Annotated in this window: 12 protein-coding genes; 6 read left to right on the forward strand and 6 right to left on the reverse strand. The window is 40.3% G+C overall.

Annotated elements, in window-relative coordinates; all coding sequences use genetic code 11:
- Positions 1–394 precede the first annotated feature (394 nt).
- On the forward strand, positions 395–958 hold the full coding sequence (locus J2W55_RS24100; RefSeq protein ID WP_310102474.1) for a dihydrofolate reductase family protein: 564 nt from the start codon (positions 395–397) through the stop codon (positions 956–958).
- Positions 959–1144: 186 nt separating this feature from the next.
- Here J2W55_RS24100 and J2W55_RS24105 read toward each other — a convergent pair whose 3' ends face one another.
- The 3 genes from J2W55_RS24105 to J2W55_RS24115 all read right to left on the reverse strand — a co-directional run bounded on the left by J2W55_RS24105 (position 1145) and on the right by J2W55_RS24115 (position 7380).
- Positions 1145–1993 (reverse strand): glycoside hydrolase family 16 protein, encoded by an 849-nt coding sequence (locus tag J2W55_RS24105; RefSeq protein WP_310102476.1) that lies wholly within the window; start codon positions 1991–1993, stop codon positions 1145–1147.
- A gap of 136 nt (positions 1994–2129) precedes the next feature.
- Positions 2130–6194 (reverse strand): two-component regulator propeller domain-containing protein, encoded by a 4065-nt coding sequence (locus J2W55_RS24110; protein WP_310102478.1) that lies wholly within the window; start codon positions 6192–6194, stop codon positions 2130–2132.
- A gap of 142 nt (positions 6195–6336) precedes the next feature.
- A complete protein-coding gene (locus J2W55_RS24115; protein WP_310102480.1) occupies positions 6337–7380 on the reverse strand; it encodes a LacI family DNA-binding transcriptional regulator in 1044 nt (347 codons plus the stop codon).
- A gap of 743 nt (positions 7381–8123) precedes the next feature.
- Here J2W55_RS24115 and J2W55_RS24120 point away from each other — a divergent pair.
- The 4 genes from J2W55_RS24120 to J2W55_RS24135 all read left to right on the forward strand — a co-directional run bounded on the left by J2W55_RS24120 (position 8124) and on the right by J2W55_RS24135 (position 19422).
- Positions 8124–11156: a SusC/RagA family TonB-linked outer membrane protein gene (locus J2W55_RS24120; protein ID WP_310102482.1), complete on the forward strand. Its 3033-nt coding sequence runs from the start codon at positions 8124–8126 to the stop codon at positions 11154–11156.
- A 13-nt stretch (positions 11157–11169) separates the two neighbouring features.
- Positions 11170–12705, forward strand: coding sequence for a RagB/SusD family nutrient uptake outer membrane protein (locus J2W55_RS24125; RefSeq protein WP_310102485.1), 1536 nt, complete (start codon positions 11170–11172; stop codon positions 12703–12705).
- A gap of 68 nt (positions 12706–12773) precedes the next feature.
- Positions 12774–16079 carry a VCBS repeat-containing protein gene (locus J2W55_RS24130; RefSeq protein WP_310102487.1) on the forward strand — a complete coding sequence of 1102 codons (3306 nt, stop codon included), beginning with the start codon at positions 12774–12776 and terminating at the stop codon, positions 16077–16079.
- A gap of 4 nt (positions 16080–16083) precedes the next feature.
- Complete coding sequence (locus J2W55_RS24135) at positions 16084–19422, forward strand: FG-GAP-like repeat-containing protein (RefSeq protein ID WP_310102490.1); 3339 nt, start codon at positions 16084–16086, stop codon at positions 19420–19422.
- Here the strand turns inward: J2W55_RS24135 and J2W55_RS24140 are convergent, their stop codons facing one another.
- On the reverse strand, positions 19423–20355 hold the full coding sequence (locus J2W55_RS24140) for a GyrI-like domain-containing protein (RefSeq protein WP_310102492.1): 933 nt from the start codon (positions 20353–20355) through the stop codon (positions 19423–19425). It abuts the gene before it with no gap.
- Between the two features lie 243 nt (positions 20356–20598).
- On the opposite strand from J2W55_RS24140, the gene J2W55_RS24145 reads away from it, so the two are divergent.
- The gene (locus J2W55_RS24145; RefSeq protein ID WP_310102494.1) at positions 20599–21927 is read left to right on the forward strand and encodes a vanadium-dependent haloperoxidase; all 1329 of its coding nucleotides are present in this window, start codon (positions 20599–20601) and stop codon (positions 21925–21927) included.
- A 127-nt stretch (positions 21928–22054) separates the two neighbouring features.
- Here the strand turns inward: J2W55_RS24145 and J2W55_RS24150 are convergent, their stop codons facing one another.
- Together J2W55_RS24150 and J2W55_RS24155 are read right to left on the reverse strand one after the other, a co-directional pair.
- A complete protein-coding gene (locus J2W55_RS24150) occupies positions 22055–23575 on the reverse strand; it encodes a RagB/SusD family nutrient uptake outer membrane protein (protein WP_310102496.1) in 1521 nt (506 codons plus the stop codon).
- 27 nt (positions 23576–23602) lie between these two features.
- Positions 23603–26908: a TonB-dependent receptor gene (locus J2W55_RS24155; protein ID WP_310102499.1), complete on the reverse strand. Its 3306-nt coding sequence runs from the start codon at positions 26906–26908 to the stop codon at positions 23603–23605.
- Positions 26909–26934 lie beyond the last annotated feature (26 nt).

Raw genomic sequence — 26934 nt, forward strand, 5'->3', positions numbered from 1 at the left:
TTTTAAAACTTATAAAGCCTGTAGTCGTTTAACAATAAATTCATTCTCTGTTCGGCACGAAAATATACCTTTGTTGGCCCAATCTTACCATCCAATTTAATTATTTTAAGTGGTCCAGTTGCCATTCAGTATTAAAGCTTTAAGTGATAAAATAATCAGCCAGTTCATTTAAAAAATAAACGCTCTAAACAACATCTCTAATTTTTATTGATAATCTACTTTCCACCATGGCACTTCGTCGAATGTATTATCGATTATTTTTCAGTATTACTTTTTCAATGTTGCTTAAGCTATCGAATGTTCAATCCAATATTTTCTTACATGCGATTTAACATTGTATATTTAGTAGAACGAACCATGCAGTTTAACAACGCATATCTACTATAACACATCAATGACCACAGATTCATTTAAAATAACCATACATATGGTGTCAAGCCTTGACGGCTATATTGCCAAAAAAGATAATAGCGTTTCGTGGTTTGAAACAGCTGACTACTATGAGAAAGGAATTAATATTACCGAACAAGATGCGGAGGAGTTTCTTAAAACGATAGACTGCTATGTAATGGGTTCCCGGACATATGAACACGCTTTGGAACTTTCAAAATCTTACGGATGGGCTTACGGAGATGTGCCAACTGTTGTATTAACCCACCGAAAACTGCCGGTTGACAGACAAAACATTGAGATTTATTCGGGCGACCTCAACAAACTTGTAACTGAGCGACTAAAACCAAACTACAGGAACGTTTGGCTGGTAGGCGGTGCTAAACTTGCCAAAGATTTTATTCGTTTAAACCTGGCGGATGAAATAAGGCAATCTATTCTGCCCGTTATTTTAGGCGACGGAACACCGTTTTTTGACCAAATAGGAAAAGAGCAAGCGTTGCACCTGAAAGGCGTAACCGCCCACAAAAGCGGAATGGTGGAACTGTGTTACGAAATAAAAAAATAAAATGTTCTGTGATCTTTCTGGGGAGATAAAACTGACGACCTTGTCTTTGTGCACTTTTACCTTGCCCACATCCTACTGACATGCTTGTGTCAGCGTTCACGAGTGTTCATGCTTTAAAAAATGAACAACATGAACAGCTACATTTTCTATAACGGAACGCCTTTAACAATAAGTGAAATATTTAGCTTATTTATCTTTTTGATAAACTCTTACGTAATCTACTTCGTAGCGGCGTGGAAAACTGGTAGCCGAAGGATCACCACCATTATCACCGCCCAGCGCCAGGTTAAGCAAAATGTAATGTGGCTGCCTGAAGGGGTTAAAATTACTACCGTCGCGGTTTACCAGGTCTTTTAACTCTACCTGGTTAAGCAATAGATCATCTACATAAAGGCTGATCACTTGTTCGTCCCAATCCATCCGCCAGGTATGAAATTCTTTACTCCAGTTGGTTCCTAAACTATCTACCGGCTTGATTTTACTATACCACTTGGCATTATTAGGAATTGATGTGCCGCAGGCAATATTAGCCAGCAGCATATTGCGATAGTATTCCATGATATCTATTTCGCCGTTTGAGGGCCAGGGCTTATTGATTCCCAATGTCCAGAAGGCGGGCCACATGCCGCCCGATATATCAATACGTGCACGCATCACCATACGGCCATACTGCCAGGCATGTTGCCCGCGTGTGTTAAGGCTTGCCGATGTATAATCTATAAACTCGCGGTTCGTTTTCCAGTTACTGCTGCCGGCCTTGAAATCTGGGTTAAGAGCATGTTCTTTCCTTGCTTCAATAATCAACAGCCCGTTACTACAATACGCATTCTGAGATTGATACCACTGCAATTCATGATTACGAACAAATCCGTTTTCAAATTTCCAATTGGTGCTATCAGGAGCGCCGTCTTTATTAAATTCATCGGCCCATACCAACTTGTATTGCCCGGCAGTATCACTAAGCAACTCCTGCCCTATTGCCGGTTGTAAACCCGCGAAGAACAGCATACAAACAAAAATATTATTCAATTTCATAGTTCAGAGTAAATTTATAACATTAACATCGTTTCATTAAGCAAAGCGATCATTTTAGAAAATAAGTGTCAAAACCATCTTTAATTTATTTGGCAGACTTCATGGCGATGACGAACCAGCAAATTTAAGGTCGTGGTTATCCGGATGTGTTTTTATCAAACTCATTCATACGATAGGATATTTGAAAACTGGCCCGGTGTTTTTTGATGAATTCGGAGGGGTTTATCCCATATTGTTTAAAGAACTGTTCGCGAAAATATTTAATATCGCTAAAGCCGACCTGAAACGCGGCTTCATTAACATTACAATTGGTTTGGATGAGTAGTTCGGCAGCTTTGCGTAAGCGCACAAACCGGATAAAATTACTAACCGACTGGCCCGTAATATTCTTGAGGCGCTTAAATAAAGTTGGATAGCTAATACCAACTTCTTTGGCCAGCAAATAAACATCAAACTTATCATCGGCAAAATAATGCTCAATTACCGAAATACAATTATTCAAAAAATCCTTGTTTTCCTGTGAGATACAGCGACTGGCACTTTTCTTAGTTACCTCTTCATAAAAATAATTCTGTAATTCCGTTTTATTGCGCAATACGCTTTTTACCCTTGCAATGAGCAATTCCTTATCAAAGGGCTTGCGTAAAAAATCAATAGCGCCCTCTTCTATACTCTTCAGCATAATATCTGGTGTTGTATCACCGGTTAGCAGGATAACAGGAATATGGCTTATGGCCTGATCTGCTTTTGTGAGCCGGCATAAATCAAGCCCGCTTATGCCCCCCATTATAATGTCACTTATTACTACATCGGGCATGTGTTTTTTTATCAGCTCAAGACCCACAACGCCATTTTGGGCCTCAATTACGGTATAACCGGGCGTAAATATCTTTTTGATGTATGAACGGATCTCGTCATTATCATCAATTACCATGAGCGTGTGCCTGGCAGAGCTGAATAACTCCAGTACACCCATATCCTCTTCCTGCTCTATGTCTTTGCTATCATTATCAATAAGCTCGTTTATGTAAGTATAATCAGGTACAACATCGTCAACAATAGCATCACCCGAAAAATGCTCTTTACCTTTAGGCAGTGCAAGCACAAACGTGGTACCTCCACTCAAATTGTTGGAGTAGCTGATATTACCTTTATGACTTTCAATAAAAACCTTAACCAGGTACAAACCAATGCCAAAGCCTTTACGGAAATAGTTTTTATCCTTTGCCTGATAGAATTTATCAAACAGCCTATCGCCCACATCTGCATTTATCCCTATCCCATTATCCATTATTTTAAAGTATGCATGAAGGTCATCGTGCTCAAGAACAATATGGATGGAGCCATGGTCCGGAGTGAATTTTATGGCATTTGATATGAGGTTAAACAGGGCGATTTCTATCTTTTCCAGGTCGCCGTAAACCTCAATGCTTTCTACTTCGCTTTCCAGGCAATAGTTAAGGTGTTTAATTTTTGCCTGCTGAATAAAGCAGGAATAAACCTCGTTGCATAAACTTACAAAGTTCAATTTACTTACTTGCAGCAAAGCGCTTTCGCTTTCGGTTTTCCTGAAAAGCAGCAAATGATCAACCAAACCAAGCAAACGGCGCGCATTACGGTAAATAGAGCCCAATTCGTCAGCATTACCTATTCCCTGATTAAGGAGGTCTTTTATTGGGTTGATGATAAGGGTTAGCGGCGTTCTAAACTCGTGCGATACGTTGGTAAAAAAAGTCAGTTTCTTTTCGTTAAGCTCTTTCTCTTTTTCTACCTGCAGGTTGGCGAGCTTTACTTTAAACTTAAGCCTGGTTTGATTTACCCTGTAATTATAAAACCCATAACCTGCTGTAAACAGCAATGACATGTAAATTAAAAAAGCCCACCAGGTGCGGTACCAGGGGGGCAAAACAATAATTTTAATAGCTATGGGCGCTGCTACCCACTGCCCTTCTGTATTGGTGGCCTTAATTTTCAGGGTATAGGTACCCTCGTTAAGGCGAGAAAAATAAGCCGATTTTAACTTACCAACGTAGTTCCAGCCATGGTCCCAGCCCTCGAGGTAATAGGCATAGGATATCTTTTCGGGAAACGAGTATTCGAGCGCGGTATAACTGATATTTAGTGTAGCCTGGCTAAATGGAATAGTTACTTTTTTTAATTCATTTAATGGTTGCTGCCGGGTATAAGCACCATTGTATTCGATGGAGACATTGTTTATTTTAAAATCAGAAAGCATTAGCCGGGGCTGATGCGTGTATGGCGAGATGCTATCCGGCGCAAAAAGATTGAACCCTTTTATTCCCCCGAACAGCATTTTACCTGAAGTTAATTTTAGTGCGGCGTTATAATTAAACTGGTTACTTTGCAACCCGTCAGAAGCGCTGTAGTTAGTGATCTTTTTTGTTAGTACGTTAAAGCTGGTTAACCCGTTATAAGTACTGCACCATAAATTTCCGGCATTATCCACTAATATATTAAGAATAGTGTTACTGGGTAGCCCGGCCAATTCGGTATACCTTTTGTATTGGCGGGTACTAATGTTGTATTGGAGCAGACCGCCGCCGTCTGTGCCCACCCACAAATTGTGCTTATTATCCTCATTCAGGGCCCTGATGGCCTGTCCAATAAAATAAGATTGATGTTTTTTGTGCAGAACATCAATTTTAATAAGACTGTTGTAGTTTCCGGCCCATAAATTACCGGCATGATCCTCATACAGTGTGTGAATATTGATCAAACTGCTGTCAAAAAGTTCAAACTCATCTTTTGCACGATTATACAAAAACAAAGCACCTCCCCACGTACTGCCTGCCCACAAGCGATGCTTCGAATCCTCATACAGTTTCCAAAAATTTCTCTCTTCGGTTCTTGTTACCGGGTTATAACACCTATAGTGCTTAAAACTATTAGAGGTACTGTTAAAGGCATCAATGCCACCATTAAAAGTAGCAACCCATATTTGATTGGTATAGTCGTTTACAATGCTTACAACAAAATTACTGCTTATTGATCCGGCAGTATTTTGATGTACATAAGTTTTAAACGTATTGGATTTTGTGTCCCAGTAACTCAGCCCCCCGCCATCGGTGCCAACCCATACATTGTGATGTTTATCTTCGCAAAAGGACAGGATAAAATTATTGACAACGCTGTTTTTATTAAAGGCATCATGTGTAAATAAATGAAATGGTGTTGGTTTACGGTCAATAATATTTACCCCACCGCGCAGGGTTGCTATCCATATCCGTGATTCATCGTCTTCGTAAACGGCATCAACAGCACTGCTTCGTAAACTATTAGGTGTTTCTCCTGCATTGATATAGGTGAAGTTATTGGTAGAGGGCGTCCACACTTTGATGCCGCCGCCATTGGTCGCTATCCAAACATCACCGTTTTTTGTGGTAGTGAGGCTAAAAATATTGTTGCTGGTCAATTTATTGAGCCCGGTGTCAACCTTGGTGGTTTTCCTGGTGACAGGGTCATAAATAAACAACTTATTGCCGGAACCCGCTATTAACTTACCCTGCTGACCGGTTGTTAAACAGCCAGAGTATGCCAAATCTTTTGTTACTATAGCTATTCCTTTATTTGCAGCATCATACTTACCGAGCCCAATCCCAGTTACCAACACCCATAGCCCTCCTGTTTTGTCTATTATGACCGCCTGCGTACCATAGTGCCTTTTGCTTGCGCTATACAATATCTCCGTGCCAACGGTATCAGTTCGCCGAAACTTAAGCAGCCCGTATGCGCCGTTGGCCACGTAAACATTACCGGCTTTATCAGTAGCGATGTCATTTATATTAAACCCTATTTTAATTGGTTGATGTTGTTGGTTGTAACAATAAAGGGTGTGGAAACGTGAATCAGAATAGTCAAAAAACATTAGTCCCTTTTCGGTTCCTACATATATTCTTGACCCGCATGCGCCGAGAGCTTTAATGTGATTATTGATGAGGGAGTTTTTATCCCCCCATATATTGCGAAAAACTTTGAACATGTAACCATCGTAACGGTTAAGTCCGTCGTAAGTTCCCATCCACATGAAACCATATTTGTCCTTCGTTATACAGGTTACAGCATTATTTGATAACCCCTGCTCAATACCTAAATATTTAACAGGAAAATCGGCCGCGTAACTTTGAGTAAAAGCCCCTAAAAAAATGAAACAAAACACCCAGTATTTAAACGCAGTTATCAAATTAAAAAGCACCAGGAACAGTTAATAATAATTGGAATATCAAATTTAAGCACTTTTACGATAATCGAAATTTAAAAGTTAGCATTAAAAGACAATACAATTAGTTTACTGATTAATTATTTAGGTTATTTAAGCACAGAATTCAACTTATAACGCCAACTGGCTTTGATGAGTCTCTTATAAAAACCTGGGTAGGTAATATAACCGTTTCAAATTCTGTAACAGGTCTTTTGCTCTCTATCATACTAATTAGCATTTCAGTCGCCTTCTTGCCCATTTCAATCCCCGGCTGATAAACAGAACTGAGGGAAGGGTTTAAAACAGCAGCTAATTGAGTATTAGTAAAACCCAATAACGCAATGTCATCAGGTATTTTAAACTTTAACTTGTGTAGTAAAGCAAGGGTAGTTGTGGTTATCCTGTCCGATGCTGTAAACAAGGCGTCGGGCCGATCATCTGAAAAAAGTAATTCACTTAGCGCATGTTCAATTTCAGCAAGATCTTTACCGCCATGAAGGCAGTATTTAATGTACTTTTCATTAAGTTCAATGTTATTTTCTTCAAGCGCAAGCTGGTAGCCTTTTAAGCGTTCGGTTGTGATAGATACATTAACTGAGCTTGTAATATGAGCTATTTTGCGATACCCTGCCTTAATTAATTGAACCGTTGCCTCATAAGCTCCGTTAAAATTGTCTGCAATAACCTTGTGGGTTTCGATCTCATCGCTTGTCCTGTCAAAGAAAACAATAGGCAGCCCTTTTTTATGAAGATCTTTAAGATGGTCGATGTTTTTTGTTTCTGTTGAAAGCGAGATCAGCAACCCATCAATTGACCGGAAAGTTAAGTGTTGCACATTTAACTTTTCAAGTTCAAATGATTCGTTGGTTTGTGTAATGATCACATTGTAGCCGTTGTTATGTGCAACGGATTCGATACCATTGATCACTTGTGAAAAAAACTGGTTATCAATGGTTGATACTACAATTCCGATTGATTTGCTTTTGCCGCGTTTTAAACTTTGAGCCATCGGATTGGGCTTATAACCAATCCGTTGAGCGCATTCCAACACTAATCCTTTGGTTTTAGGGCTAATCTCGTGGCTATCTCTCAGCGCTTTGGAAACAGCGGAAGGCGAGATCCCTAATTCCCTTGCAATATCTTTAATTGTAACTGCCTCAAAATTCATATTCGCTTTCCAATTGTTCGATCAGTTGACCATTCAGGTTAATAACAGAAGTAAACATAAAGAAATTAAAACTAAAAAGACATAACAACGCCAGGCATAAACTTTGGAAAAATACATCTAGATAATTACGGCAATTGTCATTACAGACCGACCGCACAGCGCAAGTAATATTCCTTTAAGGAAGATAAAACAGCTCTGTTGGGTTATGGCAAATCATTAAACTTAAAGATGCCCGATTGTAAAAACCCGCGGTTTTTAACTAATATTTTTGCATTAAACAATACTACTTCGTCATATTTAAATACCATTTTTTGCTATAAAATTAGACTTTGAGGCGTAAAAAAGGGTAAAAAATATTTATATTTTTTACATATTATTTAAATACACTTAACTGATTTACAGTTAATTAAGTTAAAAAAACCAATAAAAAAGTTATATAATTAAGCAGGCAAGCCTCTTAGAGCCCCAATCAATGGCTTTCTGATTTCATAATAGCTAAATTGCATTAAATTTTAACATAACAATACCGTAAACCGATACACCTTACAACAACTTAAAAGTAGGTCCGTTTTTTAAATTCAGAAGCGAAAAGGCTTTAATGCTAATTTCAGTATTTCAGTAGTATTTCGCCGGTTAAAAAAATCGGAGATACATGGCGGTGCAAACAAAGGAATACCCGGCTTATGTGTTTGTTACATAAAATTGAACCAAAATAAAACCAATTTCAACTAAATCTCAGTATTATGCAATTAAAACACTTACTCAACGTATGTTTCTTTGCTGTTATTCTCTTTTTGGCCGAGCCTGCTTTGGCCCAAAATAAAATCATAACAGGTAAGGTAACTGACAAAAAAGATGGTTCCCCCTTAATTGGGGTTTCGGTGGTTACCACCCTGGGGGCTCCAGGCGGTGCAATAACCAATGCCGACGGTGGTTACCGCATTTCGGTTCCGGCAAACACAGCAAGCCTAACCTTTACCTATGTTGGATATAACAACGTAACTGTCCCTATCAACGGCCAGTCAACCATTAACGCAAGCATGGAATCGATCAGTAAAGCGTTAAACGAAGTTGTTGTGATTGGTTACGGTTCACAACGGGTAAAAGATGCAACGGGTTCCGTGGCTTCGCTTGGAACCAAAGATTTCAACAAAGGTGTTATAGCAACGCCTGAACAATTATTACAAGGTAGAATTGCAGGCGTTCAGGTAACACCTGCAAGTGGAGAACCCGGTGCCGGCGCTACCATCAATATTCGCGGAGCCAGTTCTATTCGCGCGGGTAGTGCTCCACTGTATGTAGTAGATGGTGTACCATTGGATAACGGTGGTACAGCAGGTGGCTTTGACAGTGGTGCAGGTTCATCATCTGCCCGCAACCCTTTGGCATTTATTAATCCTTCTGATATTGAAAATATCAGTATCCTAAAGGATGCATCTGCCTCTGCCATTTATGGTTCACGTGGTGCCAACGGTGTAATATTAATTACAACACGTAAGGGTCGCAAAGGACAGGGCATTCAGTTTAGTGCTAATACCAGCGTATCCAGTGCAGCTAAACGGTATGATTTACTCAACCGAGACCAGTTTTTGGCTGCCGTAGCCAGTGTAGGCGCTGATGCAGCTGCTGTTGACTATAAAGGTAATACTGACTGGCAAAAGCAAATTTTGAGAACCTCTGTTTCTCAAAATTACAACCTGGGTTTTGGCGGTGCATCTAATTCTGGTGGCAGTTACCGTGCTTCCTTTGGTTATGATGATCAAAATGGTGTTGTTAAAAATACCAGCCTGAAACGTATTTCTGCACGTATTAACGCGTCACAGTCCTTTTTCGGCGACAGGTTAAAATTGGATCTGCAATCTACATATTCAAATGTTAAGGATCAGTTTGCCCCTATAACTAATAACGCAGGCTTTAATGGTAGTTTAATTGGATCTGCAATACAACTAAACCCTACCGCTCCCGTTTATGATGACCAGGGAAGATTGTTTAACCTGAATGGGTATGATGATAATGGAATTCCAAAAGGTAACAGCTTCAGGAATCCGGTTTCTTTATTAAACCAATTAGATGATAGAGACAACATCAACCGCTACCTGAACAATTTAACTGCTACAATCAGATTATTTCAGGGCTTAACATATAAAGGGAATTTTGGTGCCGATATATCAAGAGGTTTGAGAAAAACATTTTATGATCCAAAGATTATTGGCTTCACAGATGCTACCGGTATAAGGGAATTTAATATTCCTTCGGCTACAGGTAATGGCCGCGCTATTTTGGTACATACTGAATTGACCAACTATACTACGGAGCACACTTTAAATTATGAAAAAAAATGGACTAATAACAGCTCCCTTTCTGCTTTAGTAGGCTATTCATATCAAACTTTTAAACATTTTGACCGTGCAGATATTGCCTGGGGTACTTCTACCCCCGGGGTATTAAAAAAGGATTATAATGACTTTAAAAATCACTTAGCTTATCCTGTTGGTAACATTAATGGCCTTGATAGCAGCCGTTATCAATTGCAATCATATTTTGCCCGTGTTAACTATTCTTATAAAGACCGTTACATTTTAACCGGTACAATAAGAAGGGACGGTTCATCTCGTTTTGGTAAAAATAATCAATATGCCAATTTCCCTGCCCTCGCAGCCAAATGGCGTATCAGCGGCGAAAGCTTTGCACCAAAAGGTATATTTGATGATTTAAGCTTAAGATTAAATTATGGTCAAACTGGTAACCAGGATTATCCATCTTATGCGGCTATAGCACTTAGGCAACTGAACTATTTAGGTACTTCAAATCCCCCTCTGAATGCGGCTAATCCTGATTTAAAATGGGAAACGCAAACAGCATACGGCGCAGGTATCGATTTCACTATACTTAATGGCCGTTTAACCGGTACAATTGATTACTTCAATAAATCACAAAAGGACCTTTTATTCTTTCAGGATATTGCGCAACCCGCTGCAACTCCAAGATATTGGACAAACCTTCCGGGCAACGTGAGGAACAAAGGTGTTGAAGTAGGCTTAAGTTTACAGGCTATACAAGGCAAAACATTCACCTGGGATGTTTCTTATAATATGACACTCCTTAAAAACAGGATCGAAAACTTTGGTAACCGCAACGTAATTACCGGTAATATTGATGGCCAGGGCTTATCTGGAGCTTATGCCCAGTTTTTTGGCAATGGTTATCCTCTTTATAGCTTCAATGTACCAAATTATGCCGGTTTAGATGCTAACGGTTTCGGTATCTATCCACAAGGTATAGATGTTTCATCTCCGCAAGGCAGTCCTATTCCTAAATTTACTGCGGGTTTAACCAACAGCTTTACTTACAAAAACTTTAGTTTAAGTTTCTTTTTAAATGGAGCTACCGGCTTTTATATTTACAACAACACAGCGAACGCGTTTTTTTACAAAGGCAACCTTGTTAGCGGTCGTAACGTAACTAAAGAAGTAGCAGCAACCAATGAAAATCCACTTAACTCCGCAGAAGTTTCTACCCGTTTCCTGGAAAAAGGCGATTTTATTAGGTTAAGTAACGCTAATATCGGTTACACATTCCCTGTAAAAGGCAAAACAATTAAATCACTCAGGGTATCGGTAACAGGTCAGAACATATTTTTAATCACAAACTACAGCGGTTTAGATCCTGAAATTAATACAGATAAGCAAAGAGATAATGTACCTTCAAGAGGTATAGATTACACCGCTTATCCAAAAGCGCGTACATTCACATTAGGATTAAATGCAGGGTTTTAAAAAAAATATTATCATGAAAAAAATAACTTCAAGAGCACTAATTTGCAGCTTAATTCTTATAACAGCTGCAGGTTGTAAAAAATTAACTGAAACCCCATACGGCTCAAAAACTATTGACGCGGGAGGAGCATCCTCATCAGCTGATCTTAATGGGGTTTACTCACAGCTTTATGGGCAGGCCGATCAGGCTAATACATACGCTCTGCAAGAACATTCAACAGACGAAATGATGGGCCCGACCAGAGGTACCGACTGGGGCGATTTTGGTACATGGCGTAAGTTACACACCCATACCTGGACCCCTACACACAACCAGGTTAATGATACCTGGGACCAGCTAAACATTGGTGTATACCGTGCAACGCAGGTTATTGTAAGGGCAACCGATACTAAGATCAAAGCCGAAGCCAGCTTTTTACGCGCCTGGTTTATGTTCCAGGTAATTGATTTATACGGCCAGGCACCCTATCGTGATCCTAATGCACCAAACTCATCAGTTCCTGTTGTTTATACCCGTAGCGCAGCCACAGACTTTATTATTAAGGATCTGGAATTTGCCGAGGCAAATTTAGGAACATCTGCTAACATCGGCATTGCAAGCAAAGCGGCCGCGCAGGCATTACTGGCTAAAATTTATTTAAACAAAGCGGTATATAAATCAGCAGTAGTGGGCGGTCCGTTCACCTTTGCTAAAGCAGATATGGATAAGGTGATTGAGTATGCCAATAAAGTAACAGCCGCTGGTTATACCTTAGAACCGGCAGGTAAATACTTTCAGGATTTTGCATGGGACAATAGTGAGCAATCACATGAAAATATCTTCGGTATTTACAATACAACAACCAATGCTCCGGGCTCAGCTAAAAATCGCTGGAGAATGGGCTTGCATTACAACCAAACTCCTGATGGCTGGAATGGATTTACAACTTTAGCTGATTTTTATAAATCTTTTGAAGCAACAGACGAACGCAGAGGCGTTGCATATCCTGGCCTAACAGACAAAATTGGTTTAAGAGCTGGTTTTGCAATAGGTCAGCAATACGGACCAGGCGGCGTTGCCCTAAAACAAAGAGGTGGTAAACCACTTATTTTTACTGAGGATGTTAACCTTAATTATTCTACAGAAGCACAGGGTATAAGGGTGTTTAAATACTTCCCACAACCAACCGGTAATACAGTTAATGATGACAACTCATCAAATGACTATGTATTCCTGCGTTATGCTGACGTGATGCTTGAAAAGGCAGAAGCTATTTTACGTGGCGGTACTGACCCAAGCGGACAAACAGCTTTAGCGATAGTAAACGCCATCCGCGTTCCTCGTGGCGCCACTCCTCTCGCCTCAGTTGATCTTACTGCCATGCTGGCCGAAAGAGGCCGTGAGCTGTACTGGGAAGGCTGGAGAAGGAATGACCTTATCCGTTTTGAAAAATTCAATGATCCGGTTGATCAGCGTCCTCAAAAAACTGATAAATCAAAAACTATTTACCCTATTCCTCAGCGTGCTGTGGATACCAACCCTAACCTTAAACAAAACGCAGGTTATTAACATTGAGATTTTGATTAATTATAAGAACGTAGCGGAAAATTTCCGCTACGTTTGTTTTTTCTATGTATATGATGCCATTTAAAAAACTGCTGTTTTTTGTTTTTGCCTTAGAAATAATGTTCTGTGCCTGTGATGGAGGTCAGGACAAACCTGCTTTATTTACGCTGCAGTCAAACACCGGTATTGGAGTTAATTTTATAAATCAATTAAATGAACAGGACCGCACCAATGTATTTACCTTTCGAAATTATTACAATGGCGGCGGTGTTGCTATAGGCGATGTAAATAACGATGGCCTTAACGATGTTTACCTAACCTCAAACATGGGCGGCAACCAGCTTTACATTAACAAAGGCAATTGGAAATTTGAAAATGTAACCGATAAGGCCGGTGTAAAAGGAACTAAATATTGGAGCACCGGTGTAACTATGGTTGATATTAACGGCGATGGCTGGCTTGACATTTATGTTTGCCATAGCGGTAATGCCCGCGGTAATGAAAAAGGAAACGAATTGTTCATCAATCAACATAACGGCACTTTTAAAGAAGAGGCCCAAAAGTATGGATTGGTTGACAATGGGTTATCAACACAGGCTATATTTTTTGATTTTGATAATGATGGCGACCTGGATTGTTTTGTACTCAATAACTCATTCAGGCCTATCGGTTCATTTGATTTTAATACCAATTTAAGGGCTATTGTTGATGAACTTGGAGGTGCCCGCCTTTACCGTAATGACAATGGTCATTTTACCAACGTAACTAAGCAGGCAGGCATATTTTCGAGCGATATTGGCTTTGGTTTAGGCGTGTCTGTAGCTGATATTAATCAGGATGGTTATCCTGATATTTACGTATCCAATGATTTTTTTGAGCGCGATTATTTATACATCAACCAAAAAAACGGAACATTTAAGGAGGATGTCCAGAATGAAACTGGTCATTTAAGCCTTGCCTCAATGGGTTCAGACATTGCCGATATAAATAATGACGGCCAATACGACATATTTACTACCGAAATGCTACCTGAGGGCGATAAACGACTTAAAAAGATGACCTCTTTTGAGTCGTACGATGTGATCAAAGCAAAACAGCGCGATGGTTATTACAATCAATACATGCAAAACTGCCTTCAGGTAAATAATGGCGATGGCACATTCTCAGAAACAGCATTTTACTCTGGTGTTGCAGCTACGGACTGGAGTTGGGGTGCCCTGATGTTTGATATGGATAACGATGGGTGGAAGGATATTTTTGTATCAAACGGTATTTATAAAGACCTGACCGATCAGGACTATATTGAATTTTTAGGCAACAGGGATAACATGGAAAAAATTGCGCAGGGCCGTAAAAATTTTGATTATAAAGATTTCACCGAAAAAATGAATTCAACCCCGTTATCAAACTATGCCTTTTTAAATAACCATAACCTTACATTTACTAACCGGGCGGCTGATTTTGGTTTAGATAAACCTGCCTTTAGTAATGGTGCTGCATACGCCGACCTTGATAACGACGGTGATAATGACCTGATTGTAAATAACGTTAATTCCCCCGCTTACTTCTATAAAAGCAATGCCGAAAAAAATGGCAATCATCGTATCCAAATAAAACTAAAAGGATCGGGCCAAAATGTTTTTGGTGTGGGCACCACTATAAAGGCTTTCATGAAAGGCAGTTCGCTTATTTATTATAACCAGCCTGCCCGTGGCTTTCAAAGTTCTACGTCTCCTAACTTGCTTACCATAGGTACAGGTAAATACAAACAAATTGACTCATTACAGATCATTTGGCCAGGCGGAAATTATGAGGTCGTAAAAAATGTTAAAACCGACAGTGTCTATACTTATAACCAGGCAAATGCCGGGCTTAAATACAACTGGACAAAACCGGTAATAAAGCCATTATTTACTAACATTACCAAAGCCGTTTTTGATAGCATACCACAACATAAGGAAGACGACTTTATTGATTTTGACAACGAAAGACTGATGCTGCAAATGCTGTCGACAGAAAACCCATACATGGCTACGGGCGACGTTAATAATGACGGATTAGCTGATTTTTATTTTGGCAGCTCAAAAAACAGCACCGCGGCTATATATGTGCAGCAAAAGAATGGCGAGTTTGTTAAAACAGTTCCTGATGATTTCAAAAAACAGGAGTACCAGGAAAATGCCGGCGCCGCATTTGGTGATTTTGATGGCGATGGCGACCAGGACCTAATTATAGCGGTGGGCGGTAACGCCGATGAAGCCGGTACGCCGGTATATAACCCCAGGTTTTTTGAAAACGATGGAAAAGGTAATTTCCACCGAAACGTTGATAAAACCCTGCATGCAGCAGTTAATGCATCTGTAGTGATATCGTGCGACTACGACAAGGATGGTCATCCCGACCTTTTTATAGGCGGGCGCAGTGTGCCGGGACTGTACGGCTGCTCGCCGGGGTCATATGTTTTCCATAACAATGGCGACGGTCATTTTACCGATGTATCTGAAACGGCTTTGGGTGCCGATACAAAATTGGGCATGGTAACTGCGGCAAAATGGGTTGATATTGATAACAACGGGTACCCCGACCTTATAGTTGCGGGTAACTGGATGGGAATAAAGATATTTAAAAATACAAAAGGTAAATTTACCGAAGATAAACAACTGGCCAATTACAAAGGCTGGTGGAGCAGTCTGGAAGTGGCCGACGTGGATGGCGACGGCAAACCTGATATTATCGCGGGCAACCTTGGGTTAAATTCAAAATTCAGGGCTTCATTTACCGAGCCTATGAAAATATATATTAAGGATTTTGACAGCAATGGCACAAAAGAATGTGTAACATCAATGTATAAAAGTGACCATGTACCTTATGTTTTCCATATGAAACCTGACCTTGTTGGGCAAATACCAATGCTTAAAAAACGTTTTTTAAAATACATTGACTATGCAGGCAAGCCATTTAATGAAGTATTTACTGATGATATGCTTCAAGATGCCGAAACACATGAGATGAATTTTCTGGCATCGGCTGTATTTTTTAATAAGGGCGGCAACAAATTTGTATGCAAACAACTCCCTGTTAATGCACAGCTATCAACCGTTAACACTATTTTATGCGATAACGCTGGCGGTTCCAAAAGACTTATTCTCGCAGGTAATTTTTATGGCTTCAAGCCGGAAGTAGGCAGGCTCGACGCCAGCTACGGGCAGGTTTATGAGTATAATAAAAACGGCTTTAGCTACATCTCCCCCTTAAATAGCGGGCTTAAATTAAATGGACAGGTACGTTCGTCATTAATCATTAAAAATGCAAAGGGCGGTAAATATTACCTGTTTGGTGTTAATGATGAGCCATTAAAAGCTTACCAGTTACAATAACGCAATGCCGATCTACAAAAAATATATTAAGTTTTTAACAAACGGTTTTTACGGCTTTTTATGTGCCGGTGTTATCTGCCTGAACGCTTGTAAACAACCCAAACCAGATAAAAGTGTTTTCAGGCTGCTGCCGGCAACTGAAACCGGTGTAAACTTTGTAAACAAAAACACGGTAACCGATTCTGTTAACATACTGGACTACCTTTATTTTTATAATGGCGCTGGTGTCGCCGCTGCCGATTTTAATAATGACGGCTTGCCCGACCTGTATTTTGTATCAAACCAGGGCCCTAATAAGCTTTATCTTAATAAAGGCAAACTCCATTTTGAAGACATTACCGCTAAAGCAGGAGTTGCCGGTACGGGTAACTGGAAAACCGGTGTAACTGTGGTTGATATAAACGGCGACGGATTTAAGGATATTTACGTAACAACAGTATCGGGCTATAAGACCTTTAAAGGGAAGAACCAGCTTTATATCAACAACGGCGATCTTACTTTTACGGAAAGCGCCGCTAAATATGGTCTTGATTTTGCAGGACTGTCTACCCAGGCTTCTTTTTTTGATTATGATAAGGATGGCAAGCTTGATATGTTCCTGCTTACATCGTCGGTACACAGCAATGATACTTATGGCGACTCAACCCTGAGGTTTAAGTACAGCCATGATGCAGGCGATCACCTGTTTCATAATGATGGCGGGCATTTTACCGATGTTACCCGGCAATCGGGCATTTACAGTGCCCCTATTGGCTATGGCCTGGGTTTAAGTATTGGCGATTTGAATAATGACGGGTGGGACGATATATATGTAAGCAATGATTTCTTTGAACAGGACTACTATTACATTAACCAGCATAACGGAACTTTTAAGGAGCAGCTTAAAAGCGCATTTGGTCATACCAGTTTGTTTTCAATGGGTAACACCCTAAGCGATATTAATAAGGACGGGCGTCTTGATGTACTTACCACTGATATGCTGCCTGAGGATATGAAGGCATTAAAATCAACCATTAATGACGAGCCGTTGGATATCTATAACCAGGAAGTGAACGCAGGTTATTATTATCAGTATTCAAAAAACTGCTTACAGCTTAATGTGGCCAATGGAAACAAATTTGTTGACATGAGTTTGTACAGCGGCGTATCAGCAACAGACTGGACATGGTCCCCACTGGTACAGGATTTTGACATGGATGGACGCAAAGACATGTTTTTTTCGAACGGAATAAAAAAACGGCTTAATGATATGGATTACCTCAAATACCTGGGTGACCCTAATGTTATGCAGGATTATAAAACAAACCGTGTATTTGATAAAGACAAGGTGAACATGATGCCGGATGGCGCCGTGCATAACTTTTTTTATCATGGTGACGATAAGCTTAAATTTTCAGATATATCATTTAGTAATGATATGCAGCAGCCATCCATATCAGCGGGCGCGGTAGCTGTTGACCTGGATAATGACGGCGACCAGGAGATAGTGACCAATAACATGGATGAAGCGGCTTTCATATATAAAAACACAACGATAGAAACCAATCAGAAAACCAGGCCTGATTATTTAAAGTACTCGGTAAAATATATTAAGACAAACCCCGATGGAATAGGCACCAAATTTTTCCTGAGATCAGGCAAGCAATTGGACCATCAGGAAATTCAAACCAGCAATGCTTATGAAAGCAACTTAAGTACCGACTTACTGTTTACTTTTTTACCGGGCGACAAGCCGGCTGAACTTTTGATTGTATGGCCGGATAATACCTGGCAGATCATCAAAAATTTCAAAAAAAATCAAAAAAGCACAATAGTTTATAATAACGGCCAGGTAAAGCCCGGCAATAACGTATCATCCGTAATCAATGATTTTATAAGTAACAGCAAGCAAGCTGAGTACAAACCAGTCCAGGCAAAACTACTGGCAAGTGTCAAGACTTTTGACACTCCCGATTTTAACTACTATGGACTACTGCCTCACAGCTATTTGCCGCATACCCCAGCTGTGGCAATTGCCGATGTTAACAATGATGGCATTGACGATATTTACGTAGGTGGTACAGCAGGTGAAGAAAAATACTTGCTGGCAGGAAATAAAAGCGGCGGGTTTAATAAGGTTGCTGTTTCACAATTTAAACCATTTTTAGAATATGGTGACACACAGGCTGTGTGGACCGATGTAAATAACGATGGCAAAGCAGACCTGATCGTGTTAAGCTCGAATCACCCGTTTATTGAAGCTGAGAAAAGGTTTCCGCCACGTTTATATATCAACAAAGGGAACTTTCAGTTTGAATACAAGCCGCTGCCAAAACTTAGCAGCGCCGTATCAAAAGTCGCGGTTTTTGATTTTAATAACGATGGCTTAAATGATATTTTACTAACCGCCAGTACATCATTCAGAAACTATACAGAAAAGATCCCTTCAACCATTTTAATAAATAAGGGGAACGGCGATTTTGAAACAAGTACCGGTAATAAATATGCAGCAATAACAGATATTCCCTGCATAACCAGCATTTCGACAGCAGACGCAGACCATAATGGCAAACCGGACCTTGTAATAACCGCAGAATGGCAGCCGGTTTACCTGTTTTTAAATGATGGCAAAACGTTAAAAAGATTCTCAACGCCTGTATTGGATAACGAAAAAGGCTGGTGGCAATCGGCAATTGTAACTGATATTGACCATGATGGCAAAGCCGACCTGCTGGCTGGCAACTGGGGTATAAATAATAAATACAACGTAACGGCAACCCAGCCACTCTACGCTTATAACAGCGATCTTGATAATGACGGTAAAGAAGATTTGATCCTTTCCTATTTTTATAAAGGGCAGTATTATCCTTTCAGGCCCAAAAATGATTTGGAGCAGGAGCTCCCCTATCTTAAAAAAGAATGGTTGAGCTATCAAAAAATGGCAGATAAGACCACGGCCGAGGTATTTAAAGACAAGCTGAACGAAAATGAACGTTTAACTGCAAACCAGTTTAACAGCATATTTATAAGCGATGTAATGCACTCCGGATCATTAAAGGAACTGCCTTATCTTTATCAGCAGGCCCCTATCCGGTCCATTATCCAACCTGATGCTAAATCAGATGAAATATTGATAAATGGTAACTTTTGGGGAGTAGTTCCATATGAAGGGAAATATGATGCGTTAGGGTTGGCCACTTTACGCTATGATAAAACCAGGAAAGATTTTAGCGCACCCTGTTATTTGGTAAACGCAGCTTTTAATTCTCAGGAGCTCACCTTCCTGTCAACCATTAAACAAACCACGTCAACAAACTACCTTGTACTTACCTACGATGGCAGGTTAATGCTGGTAACCCGTTAATTAAAATATAGGGTAATATATTTTTGTTTTCCATTTAGAGGTATCCGGCTCTGCTAACCTATCGGTAATAAGCGATTCAAAGGGCATAGCTGGTGATATTAGCCGATGATCCTTCATAAAGACTTTTACCTGGGCAAACGCGTCTTTAATGGTATTAGGCCCGCCATTAACATCAGCTACCAGTAAATTACCACCGGGCACCATTTGATTTATAAATGAGTTTCCGGTAGTATTTATCACCTTATTTATTGGAATGGCAAGGCTTGTTTCAAACTGTTTTTCATCGTTTACGTTAACATTCAGCATCGGAAAGTTTGTTTCCAATGCTCCCTGAGTTTTCGCCTGCTCTCTTAACCCCAGTATAATCTTATAAATATGCTGCATATCAGGATAACTATTAAAGGTAGTTGTTGAAGTAAGCAAAACCGGGTCTTTTACCTTGCTTATATATATATTATACCCATAGGCATTTTTAATGTTTTCTAAAAAGCTTTTTAAGTGAAGCAATATCCTGGTATTCTGCTCCTCAATGTGACGTGCCTCCATATAATCGGCAATCCTTTGCACCGGGTTATTACTGCTTTTAGTTTGCGCGTACCAGGTTACCCTCACCATACCATCAGCACTTGACATATAAGTAATGCTACTGCCAAATTTCAATCCGTTTTGCTGGAACGACAGATTTACTGCGCTGTTGGTTATTTTATCAATATCAAATTGCAGTTTGTTAAAACTAAACCTGTTATCATTTAATTTAGTACCAGGCCACCATTTGTCCCACCCATTTTCCCGAATTAAAAACTTGGAAGCAATTACATCTGATGCATCAATGACTACCTGGCTGGTTATTTGTAACGATGAGGGAATTATGATATAAATGCCTGTTGTGATAATTAAAACGATAGCTAAAATTACAAGAATGATTTTCTTCATTTGGGTTATAAAAACATATACAATTGGGATGCTAAATTTACTAATATTAGGCCATTAGTTTAGCATTTAGGCGGTAAATAGTCAATAACCTATTACAATTAAACAGTATTAATTTAGCTTAAAAAAACAGGTGGTCACATGCGTTAGCTTTAGCAAAAAAAACTTATATTGGCTGTTGATCAACGTAAAAAACCGGCGGATTTAACTTCATATCCGCTTGCTCTTTAAGCTATATTTAAAATTATGAGACCCTTTCTATTTTGTATTGCAGGAGTATTGTGCCTGTTTGTATCCTGCAAAAAGCCCGACTATGAAAAAGTTTTACATAATCCTGATTTATACCGAATTACAGTAAAAAAATTAAATGATATTGTATTAGAGAATAATTTCCCTCCGGTTACGGCCTCACGTAATTATGTATATGCCAATATTGCGGCCTATGAAGTTATAGCCGCGGGCGACCCCGAACATTACCGGTCATTATCGGGACAAATTAAACACTTGCCTTCAACACCCAGACCCGCAAAGGATACCACTGTAGATTATCAGTTTGCCTCCCTCCTGGCCTTTTGTTATGTTGGCAACGCGGTAACATTTCCCGAAGGCAGTATGGACCAATATGTTGACGGCCTGAAACAAAAGGCCAAAAACGCCGGAATGCCTTCTGACTTGTTTGAGGGCTCCGTAAACTATGCCAATAAGATAGCTAAGTTCATACTAAAATGGAGCAAGGGCGATCATTATGCCCAAACGCGCTCGGCAAGTAAGTATACTGTAAAACAACAGGATGGGCGTTGGATACCAACCCCGCCTATGTATGCTCAGGCTCTGGAAGCACACTGGGGCGAGATAAGGCCAATGGTACTTGACTCAACCGCGCAATTCATTCCGCCTGATCCGCCACCATTCAATATAAAAGACAAGAATAGCAAATTTTACAGGCAGGCACTTGAGGTAAAAGTTATCGTTGACAGTTTAACCAAAGAGCAAAAGCACCAGGCCGATTTTTGGGATGATAACGCTTTTAAATTAAATGTAGTTGGCCATGCCTCATTTGCCACTAAAAAGTTTTCGCCAGGGGGCCACTGGATGAATATTACGGGAATAGCTACAAAGGCTAAACAAACGGATTTTAACACAACTGTAAGCATATATACTCAAACGTCTATTGCCTTATTTGATGCCTTTATAAATTGCTGGTATTTAAAATACCGCTCCAACTATGTGCGGCCCGAAACAATTATTACCAAATACATGAATGCAGATTGGCGCCCATATATTCAAACGCCGCCATTTCCTGAATACAGCAGCGGGCACGCCGTAATTTCATCGGCAGCAGCCGAAGTGCTTACCAGTAAATTTGGCGATCACTTTGCTTATACTGATTCATCTGAAATGGAATTTGGAATTGAACCGTTATCTTTTAAATCTTTCAGGGAAGCTGCCAAATCAGCAGGTATGTCAAGGGTATATGGGGGTATTCATTTTAAAAATGCCTGCATAGTTGGTAATGTACAGGGAAGGGAGATAGGGCAATTGGTGGTTAGAAAACTAAAACTTAAGTCTAATTAGCACTTATCAATAACCGTTGAAACAAGGGTCATCTTTTTGATCATTCATGCAATTTGAAATTATAAACAATAACCCGGCCCCTTTCAGTTGAAGAAAGGGAACCGGGTTATCAATTATAATACCCCTGTTACCAATTCGGGTTTTGTTTCATTTTAGGGTTACTGTTAAGCTCATTTTGCGGAACTGGGAAGTAATCATACTTACCGGCCACAAAAAATTGCTTGCCAATTTTATCACTATTAGCAATCTCCTGCGCCAGTTTACCCCAGCGTTTCAGATCATAAAAGCGTTGGTTTTCACGGGCAAACTCAATCATCCGCTGGTGCATGATCTCGGCCATCATCTGGTCCTGAGAATATCCACCAGGTAAATTAGCAAGCTTGGCCCTGTCCCTTATTTGTTTTACGTAAGGATATGCTTCCTGCACTTTTCCCTGCATGGTTAATGACTCGGCAAGCAGCAACAATACATCCGCATAACGTAAGGCCCTTTCATTATTGCTTGAGGCATAATCAGATGCGCCGCTTGATCCTGTAAGCTCGTTAACCTGGTCATAGTTCTGATATTTTTTGAACATAGAATGGTAGCCAAACACCAGTGCGAAACTGCTAAACGGCTTCCTGTAAAAAGTAGCTCCGGGGTAATCCCAAATCAAGGTAGCATACATCCGCGGATCAAAATCATTGTCGGTTGTTTTTTCTTTCTTAAACTCATTAAAAAGTTTATCTGTAGGGCTCACCTCAAACCATCCGCTTACTTCAGATGGTGCAAACTCCTGCGCGGTGGTAACTCCTAAAGCCTGATTCGCGTTTTCACCTGCCCAGGGGTTAGTTCCGCCAACATCTGCCAGCTGAATTTCAAAAACCGACTCCTGATTATTCTTTTTTGCTGCAACAAAGTTATCGCCATAATTAGGCATCAATTGATATGACATGGTTGTTACCTGTTTCAGCGTGGTTTCTGCATTGGCCCATGCTTTAGTATAAACGTAAGCCTTGCCAAGGTATGCCAGCGCGGCACCTTTAGTTGCCCTGCCAATCCATTGTGAAGGATAAGAAGCCGGCAGATCTGCACCAGCCGCGGTAAAATCTGCAATTACCTGTTTCCAGATATCAGCTTCCGGTGATTTGGCTGTAAAATATTGATCTGTTGTTGCGGGAACAGAAACGATCAAAGGAACGTCGCCAAAGTTTATAGCTAAAATAAAATAATTTAAGCCGCGCAGAAACTTGGCCTCAGCTACATAGGCCTTTTTAGCGTTGGCATCTAAAGTAGTAACCCTGTCAATATTAGCCAATATTTGATTTGCCCTGAAAATAGCACGAAATGATGTATTCCACAGGTCATTGGCTGGTCCGTTATCTGGCGTGTTAGTAAATGTCGACAGCTTATAAAGGTCGGCCACATCGTTCCTGATAAAAAAGTCGTCGCCGCGCCCGTTACCAAGTTCAATACCCCTTACACCCCAAAAACCACCATTTACGTCTCTTAACAGTCCATAGGTAGCAGCAAAGGCGCTTTGTACATCGGTTTCGGTTTTCCAGAAAGTTTCCGCAGTTATTTGATTGGGATTTTGAAGTTCTAATGTGCTTTTTTTACAGCTGCAAACTATAGCAGCTATGCAAAATATGATTATTAAATTTTTCATAATTTAAATTTTAATAGCGCTTGTGAATTACAATGACAATTGAACACCCAGAGATATGGTTCTGGCCAGCGGATAAGCCACATGTCCAAAATCTACACCCCGGTCAAGAATATTCAGCTGATTAGTTCCGCCTCTGCCCAAATCAGGGTTAAAACCGGTATAATTTGTTATTGTAAAAAGGTTATCGGCACTCGCATAAATACGTAAAGAAGTTATCCTCATTTTCTTTGCCAATGCATTATTTAAGGTGTATCCAATTTGCAAAGTCTTCATTCGTAAATAAGAACCATCTTCCAGGAAACGGCTTGATGTACGGTTATTAAAGTTAGGATCACTGGTAATCGCTCTCGGAGTATTAGAGTGGTTAGTAGGTGTCCAGGCGTCAAGCATTGATTTGGAATAATTAAAATCAAGGTTTGTGCTTTCCAGATCCTGCCTTAAGCCATTGTAGATTTTGTTACCCTGAGAACCCTGAAAAAACATGTTGATATCAAAACCATACATAGACGCGTTTATGCCAAAGCCGTACTCAAAATTAGGGAACGGACTGCCCGAGTTAACTTTATCATTATCATTTATCTGCCCATCATTATTGGTATCCTGGAATTTAACATCACCCGGAGCAGCGTTTGGCTGTATCAGCTTACCATTTTTAGAATAGGCATCAACTTCGGCTTGTGAATTAAATATGCCAATATCCTTTATCAGGTAAAAAGAGCCTATTGAGCCGCCAGCTTCGGTAAGGGTGCTTGAAGCCCCGTGATGGGTTGGCTGGCCGCCAAAAATTTGCTGTGAACCTGTACCAAGTGCAATTACCTTATTTTTCACCGCGCTTATGGTACCAAAAACGCCATAGTTTAATTTGCCTATATGGTCGTTAAAATTAACACCAACCTCAATCCCTTTATTACGCAGATCGCCTGCATTTACTACCGGGTTTGATATAGCTCCTGCTGAGCCGGGTATAGGAACGTTTAACAGTAGATCGGAGGTCTTTTTAATAAAATAATCGGCGGTTACATTCAATCTATCCTGAAAAAAGCCTACATCTATACCAATATTTGAAGTTTTGGTGCTTTCCCATTTAATGTTGGGAGAAGAAAAGGCTGTTTGAATGGCTCCGAACCATTTTTGCTGATCGGCACCAATAACATAATTTATATTTGACGCGATGGCAGCACTGTACTGATAATCTAAAATTTCCTGATTACCCAGCACACCGTAACTTGCCCTTAATTTTAAAGTTGAAAATGTATTTTTTAATGATTCAAAAAAACGCTCATTTGAAATATTCCATCCCAAAGCTATGGAAGGATAATCGCCGTAACGGTGAGCGCTTCCAAACCTTGACGAACCGTCATGCCTGAAACTGGCGGTTAGCAGGTAACGGTTATCGTAAGAATATATGGCCCTTCCAAATATCGATACCAAATTACTTTCGGTTTTGTTACCAGCAGTGGTAGATATACCTGCGCCGGCATCTATCTGGTCAATTCCATCAGGCAGATCTGTTCTGCCTGCCGCAGTATAATTAAACTTGGTGCTTTGGTACGCATAACCAGCCAAAGCCTGTATACTGTGTTTACCTATATGTTTATCGTAATTCAGTGTATTTTCTAACAGAACCAATACCGTTTGATCCTTGCTCAAATTAATATCATTAGTTGGATGAGAGAACAGGGTACCAACGGCATATCTTTTAGCATAATCATACCTGCTGGTAAAGCCATTGGTATAACCCAGGTTCAATTTATAGTTTAAACCGGGCAAAAGGTTTACCTGGCCATAAGCATTAGTTATGATGTTTGTAAACTCGCGGTTAATGTTTTCCAGGTTTAACTGGGCCACCGGGTTAGCAACGTTAACCACTGGGCCATAAGCACCTGCGAAACCGCCCAAAGCTGTAGGATCATAAATTTGAAATACCGGGATCATTTTTGCAGCTGAGCCTACCGGGTTACCACCCTGGCCACCCCAGCCACCAGGCATGGTAATAAATTTCTCGCGCGATAACAGCACTGTTTCGCCAAACTTCAACCGCCCTTTGGTAGTTTCGGTTTTTACACGTAAATTATAACGTTTATAACCGGTTACATCCACAATTCCCTGCTGATCATTATAACCGCCGGAAACACTGTATTTAGTAAATTCACTACCTCCGCTTACGAGCATATTATACTGTTGAACAGGAGCTGTTCTGTATATGGCATCCTGCCAATCGGTACCCACGCCTAAAGTTTGTGGATTTTTAGCAATATCAAGCCGTGGTAAGCCCGCATTATCATGAGCCGCGTTACTAACATTGGCCCATTCCTGTGCATTTAAAACGTCAATCTCCTTACCTATTTTTTGCTTACCATAATTTGCGGTAAACTGCACTACAGGCGCACCGTTTTTACCGGCTTTAGTAGTAACCAATACCACACCGTTTGCTGCCCTTGAACCATATATGGCCGCGGCAGAAGCATCTTTTAATACGTCAATTGATTCAATATCAACCTGGTTAAGGTAGTTGATACTGGCCGTTGGCACACCATCAACAATATATAATGGGTCTCCTTTTCCTAATGTACCAACACCCCTGATCATGATCCGGGTTCCGGCCCCGGGATCACCACCGGCAGACTCTATAGTTACACCCGGCATTTTACCTTGTAATGACCGGGTAATATCGCTTACACCCTGAGCCTTTATGTCTGAGCCTTTTACTGATGCGGTAGCACCTGTAAGGTCAGATTTCCTCACCGTTCCATACCCTATTACCACTACTTCGTTCAACGCGGTTTGGGCTTCCTGCAACTTTACATTGATTTCGGTGCGACCATTAATGGGCACTTCCTGTTTAATAAATCCTAAAAAAGCAAATTCCAATACACCGTTGGCATTATCAACCGTTAAACTATATTTACCATTGGCATCAGTAATTATACCGGCAGTGGTGCCCTTTACTTTTACACTTACTCCTGGAAGAGGCGTGCCTTTTTCGTCGGTTACCGTTCCGCTAACTTTTACAGCTTGCTTCTGATCATTCACATTATTGATCTTTTTCCGCAAAACAACCGTGTTTTGATTGATAGTGTAGGTCAATGGCTGATCAGCAAAACATTTTTCAAGCACCTGCGCAAAAGGCTCGTTATTAACTGACAGACTAACATGCTTAGTTTCGTTAAGCATCTCCATCTTATACAAAAAATGATATCCCGTTTGCTGTCTTAATTTTTCGATAGCTTCTTTGAGGGAAGCATCTTTTAAATTTAAGCTTACAGTTTGGGCATTGGAAGTGGCATTTGCCTGAATAATAGTGGTAATTAATAAAATTAGCACAAGTTTCATCACCCTAAAAATTTTAAATGACACAC

This window comes from Mucilaginibacter pocheonensis (assembly GCF_031456535.1).
GTDB lineage: Bacteria > Bacteroidota > Bacteroidia > Sphingobacteriales > Sphingobacteriaceae > Mucilaginibacter > Mucilaginibacter pocheonensis.

Bases quoted from the DNA above. Each gene is read 5' to 3' on its own strand.
- J2W55_RS24100 (WP_310102474.1), top strand. From the start codon at position 395: ATGACCACAGATTCATTTAAAATAACCATACATATGGTGTCAAGCCTT.
- J2W55_RS24105 (WP_310102476.1), bottom strand. From the start codon at position 1,993: ATGAAATTGAATAATATTTTTGTTTGTATGCTGTTCTTCGCGGGTTTA.
- J2W55_RS24115 (WP_310102480.1), bottom strand. From the start codon at position 7,380: ATGAATTTTGAGGCAGTTACAATTAAAGATATTGCAAGGGAATTAGGG.
- J2W55_RS24120 (WP_310102482.1), top strand. From the start codon at position 8,124: ATGCAATTAAAACACTTACTCAACGTATGTTTCTTTGCTGTTATTCTC.
- J2W55_RS24125 (WP_310102485.1), top strand. From the start codon at position 11,170: ATGAAAAAAATAACTTCAAGAGCACTAATTTGCAGCTTAATTCTTATA.
- J2W55_RS24130 (WP_310102487.1), top strand. From the start codon at position 12,774: ATGATGCCATTTAAAAAACTGCTGTTTTTTGTTTTTGCCTTAGAAATA.
- J2W55_RS24135 (WP_310102490.1), top strand. From the start codon at position 16,084: ATGCCGATCTACAAAAAATATATTAAGTTTTTAACAAACGGTTTTTAC.
- J2W55_RS24140 (WP_310102492.1), bottom strand. From the start codon at position 20,355: ATGAAGAAAATCATTCTTGTAATTTTAGCTATCGTTTTAATTATCACA.
- J2W55_RS24145 (WP_310102494.1), top strand. From the start codon at position 20,599: ATGAGACCCTTTCTATTTTGTATTGCAGGAGTATTGTGCCTGTTTGTA.
- J2W55_RS24150 (WP_310102496.1), bottom strand. From the start codon at position 23,575: ATGAAAAATTTAATAATCATATTTTGCATAGCTGCTATAGTTTGCAGC.
- J2W55_RS24155 (WP_310102499.1), bottom strand. From the start codon at position 26,908: ATGAAACTTGTGCTAATTTTATTAATTACCACTATTATTCAGGCAAAT.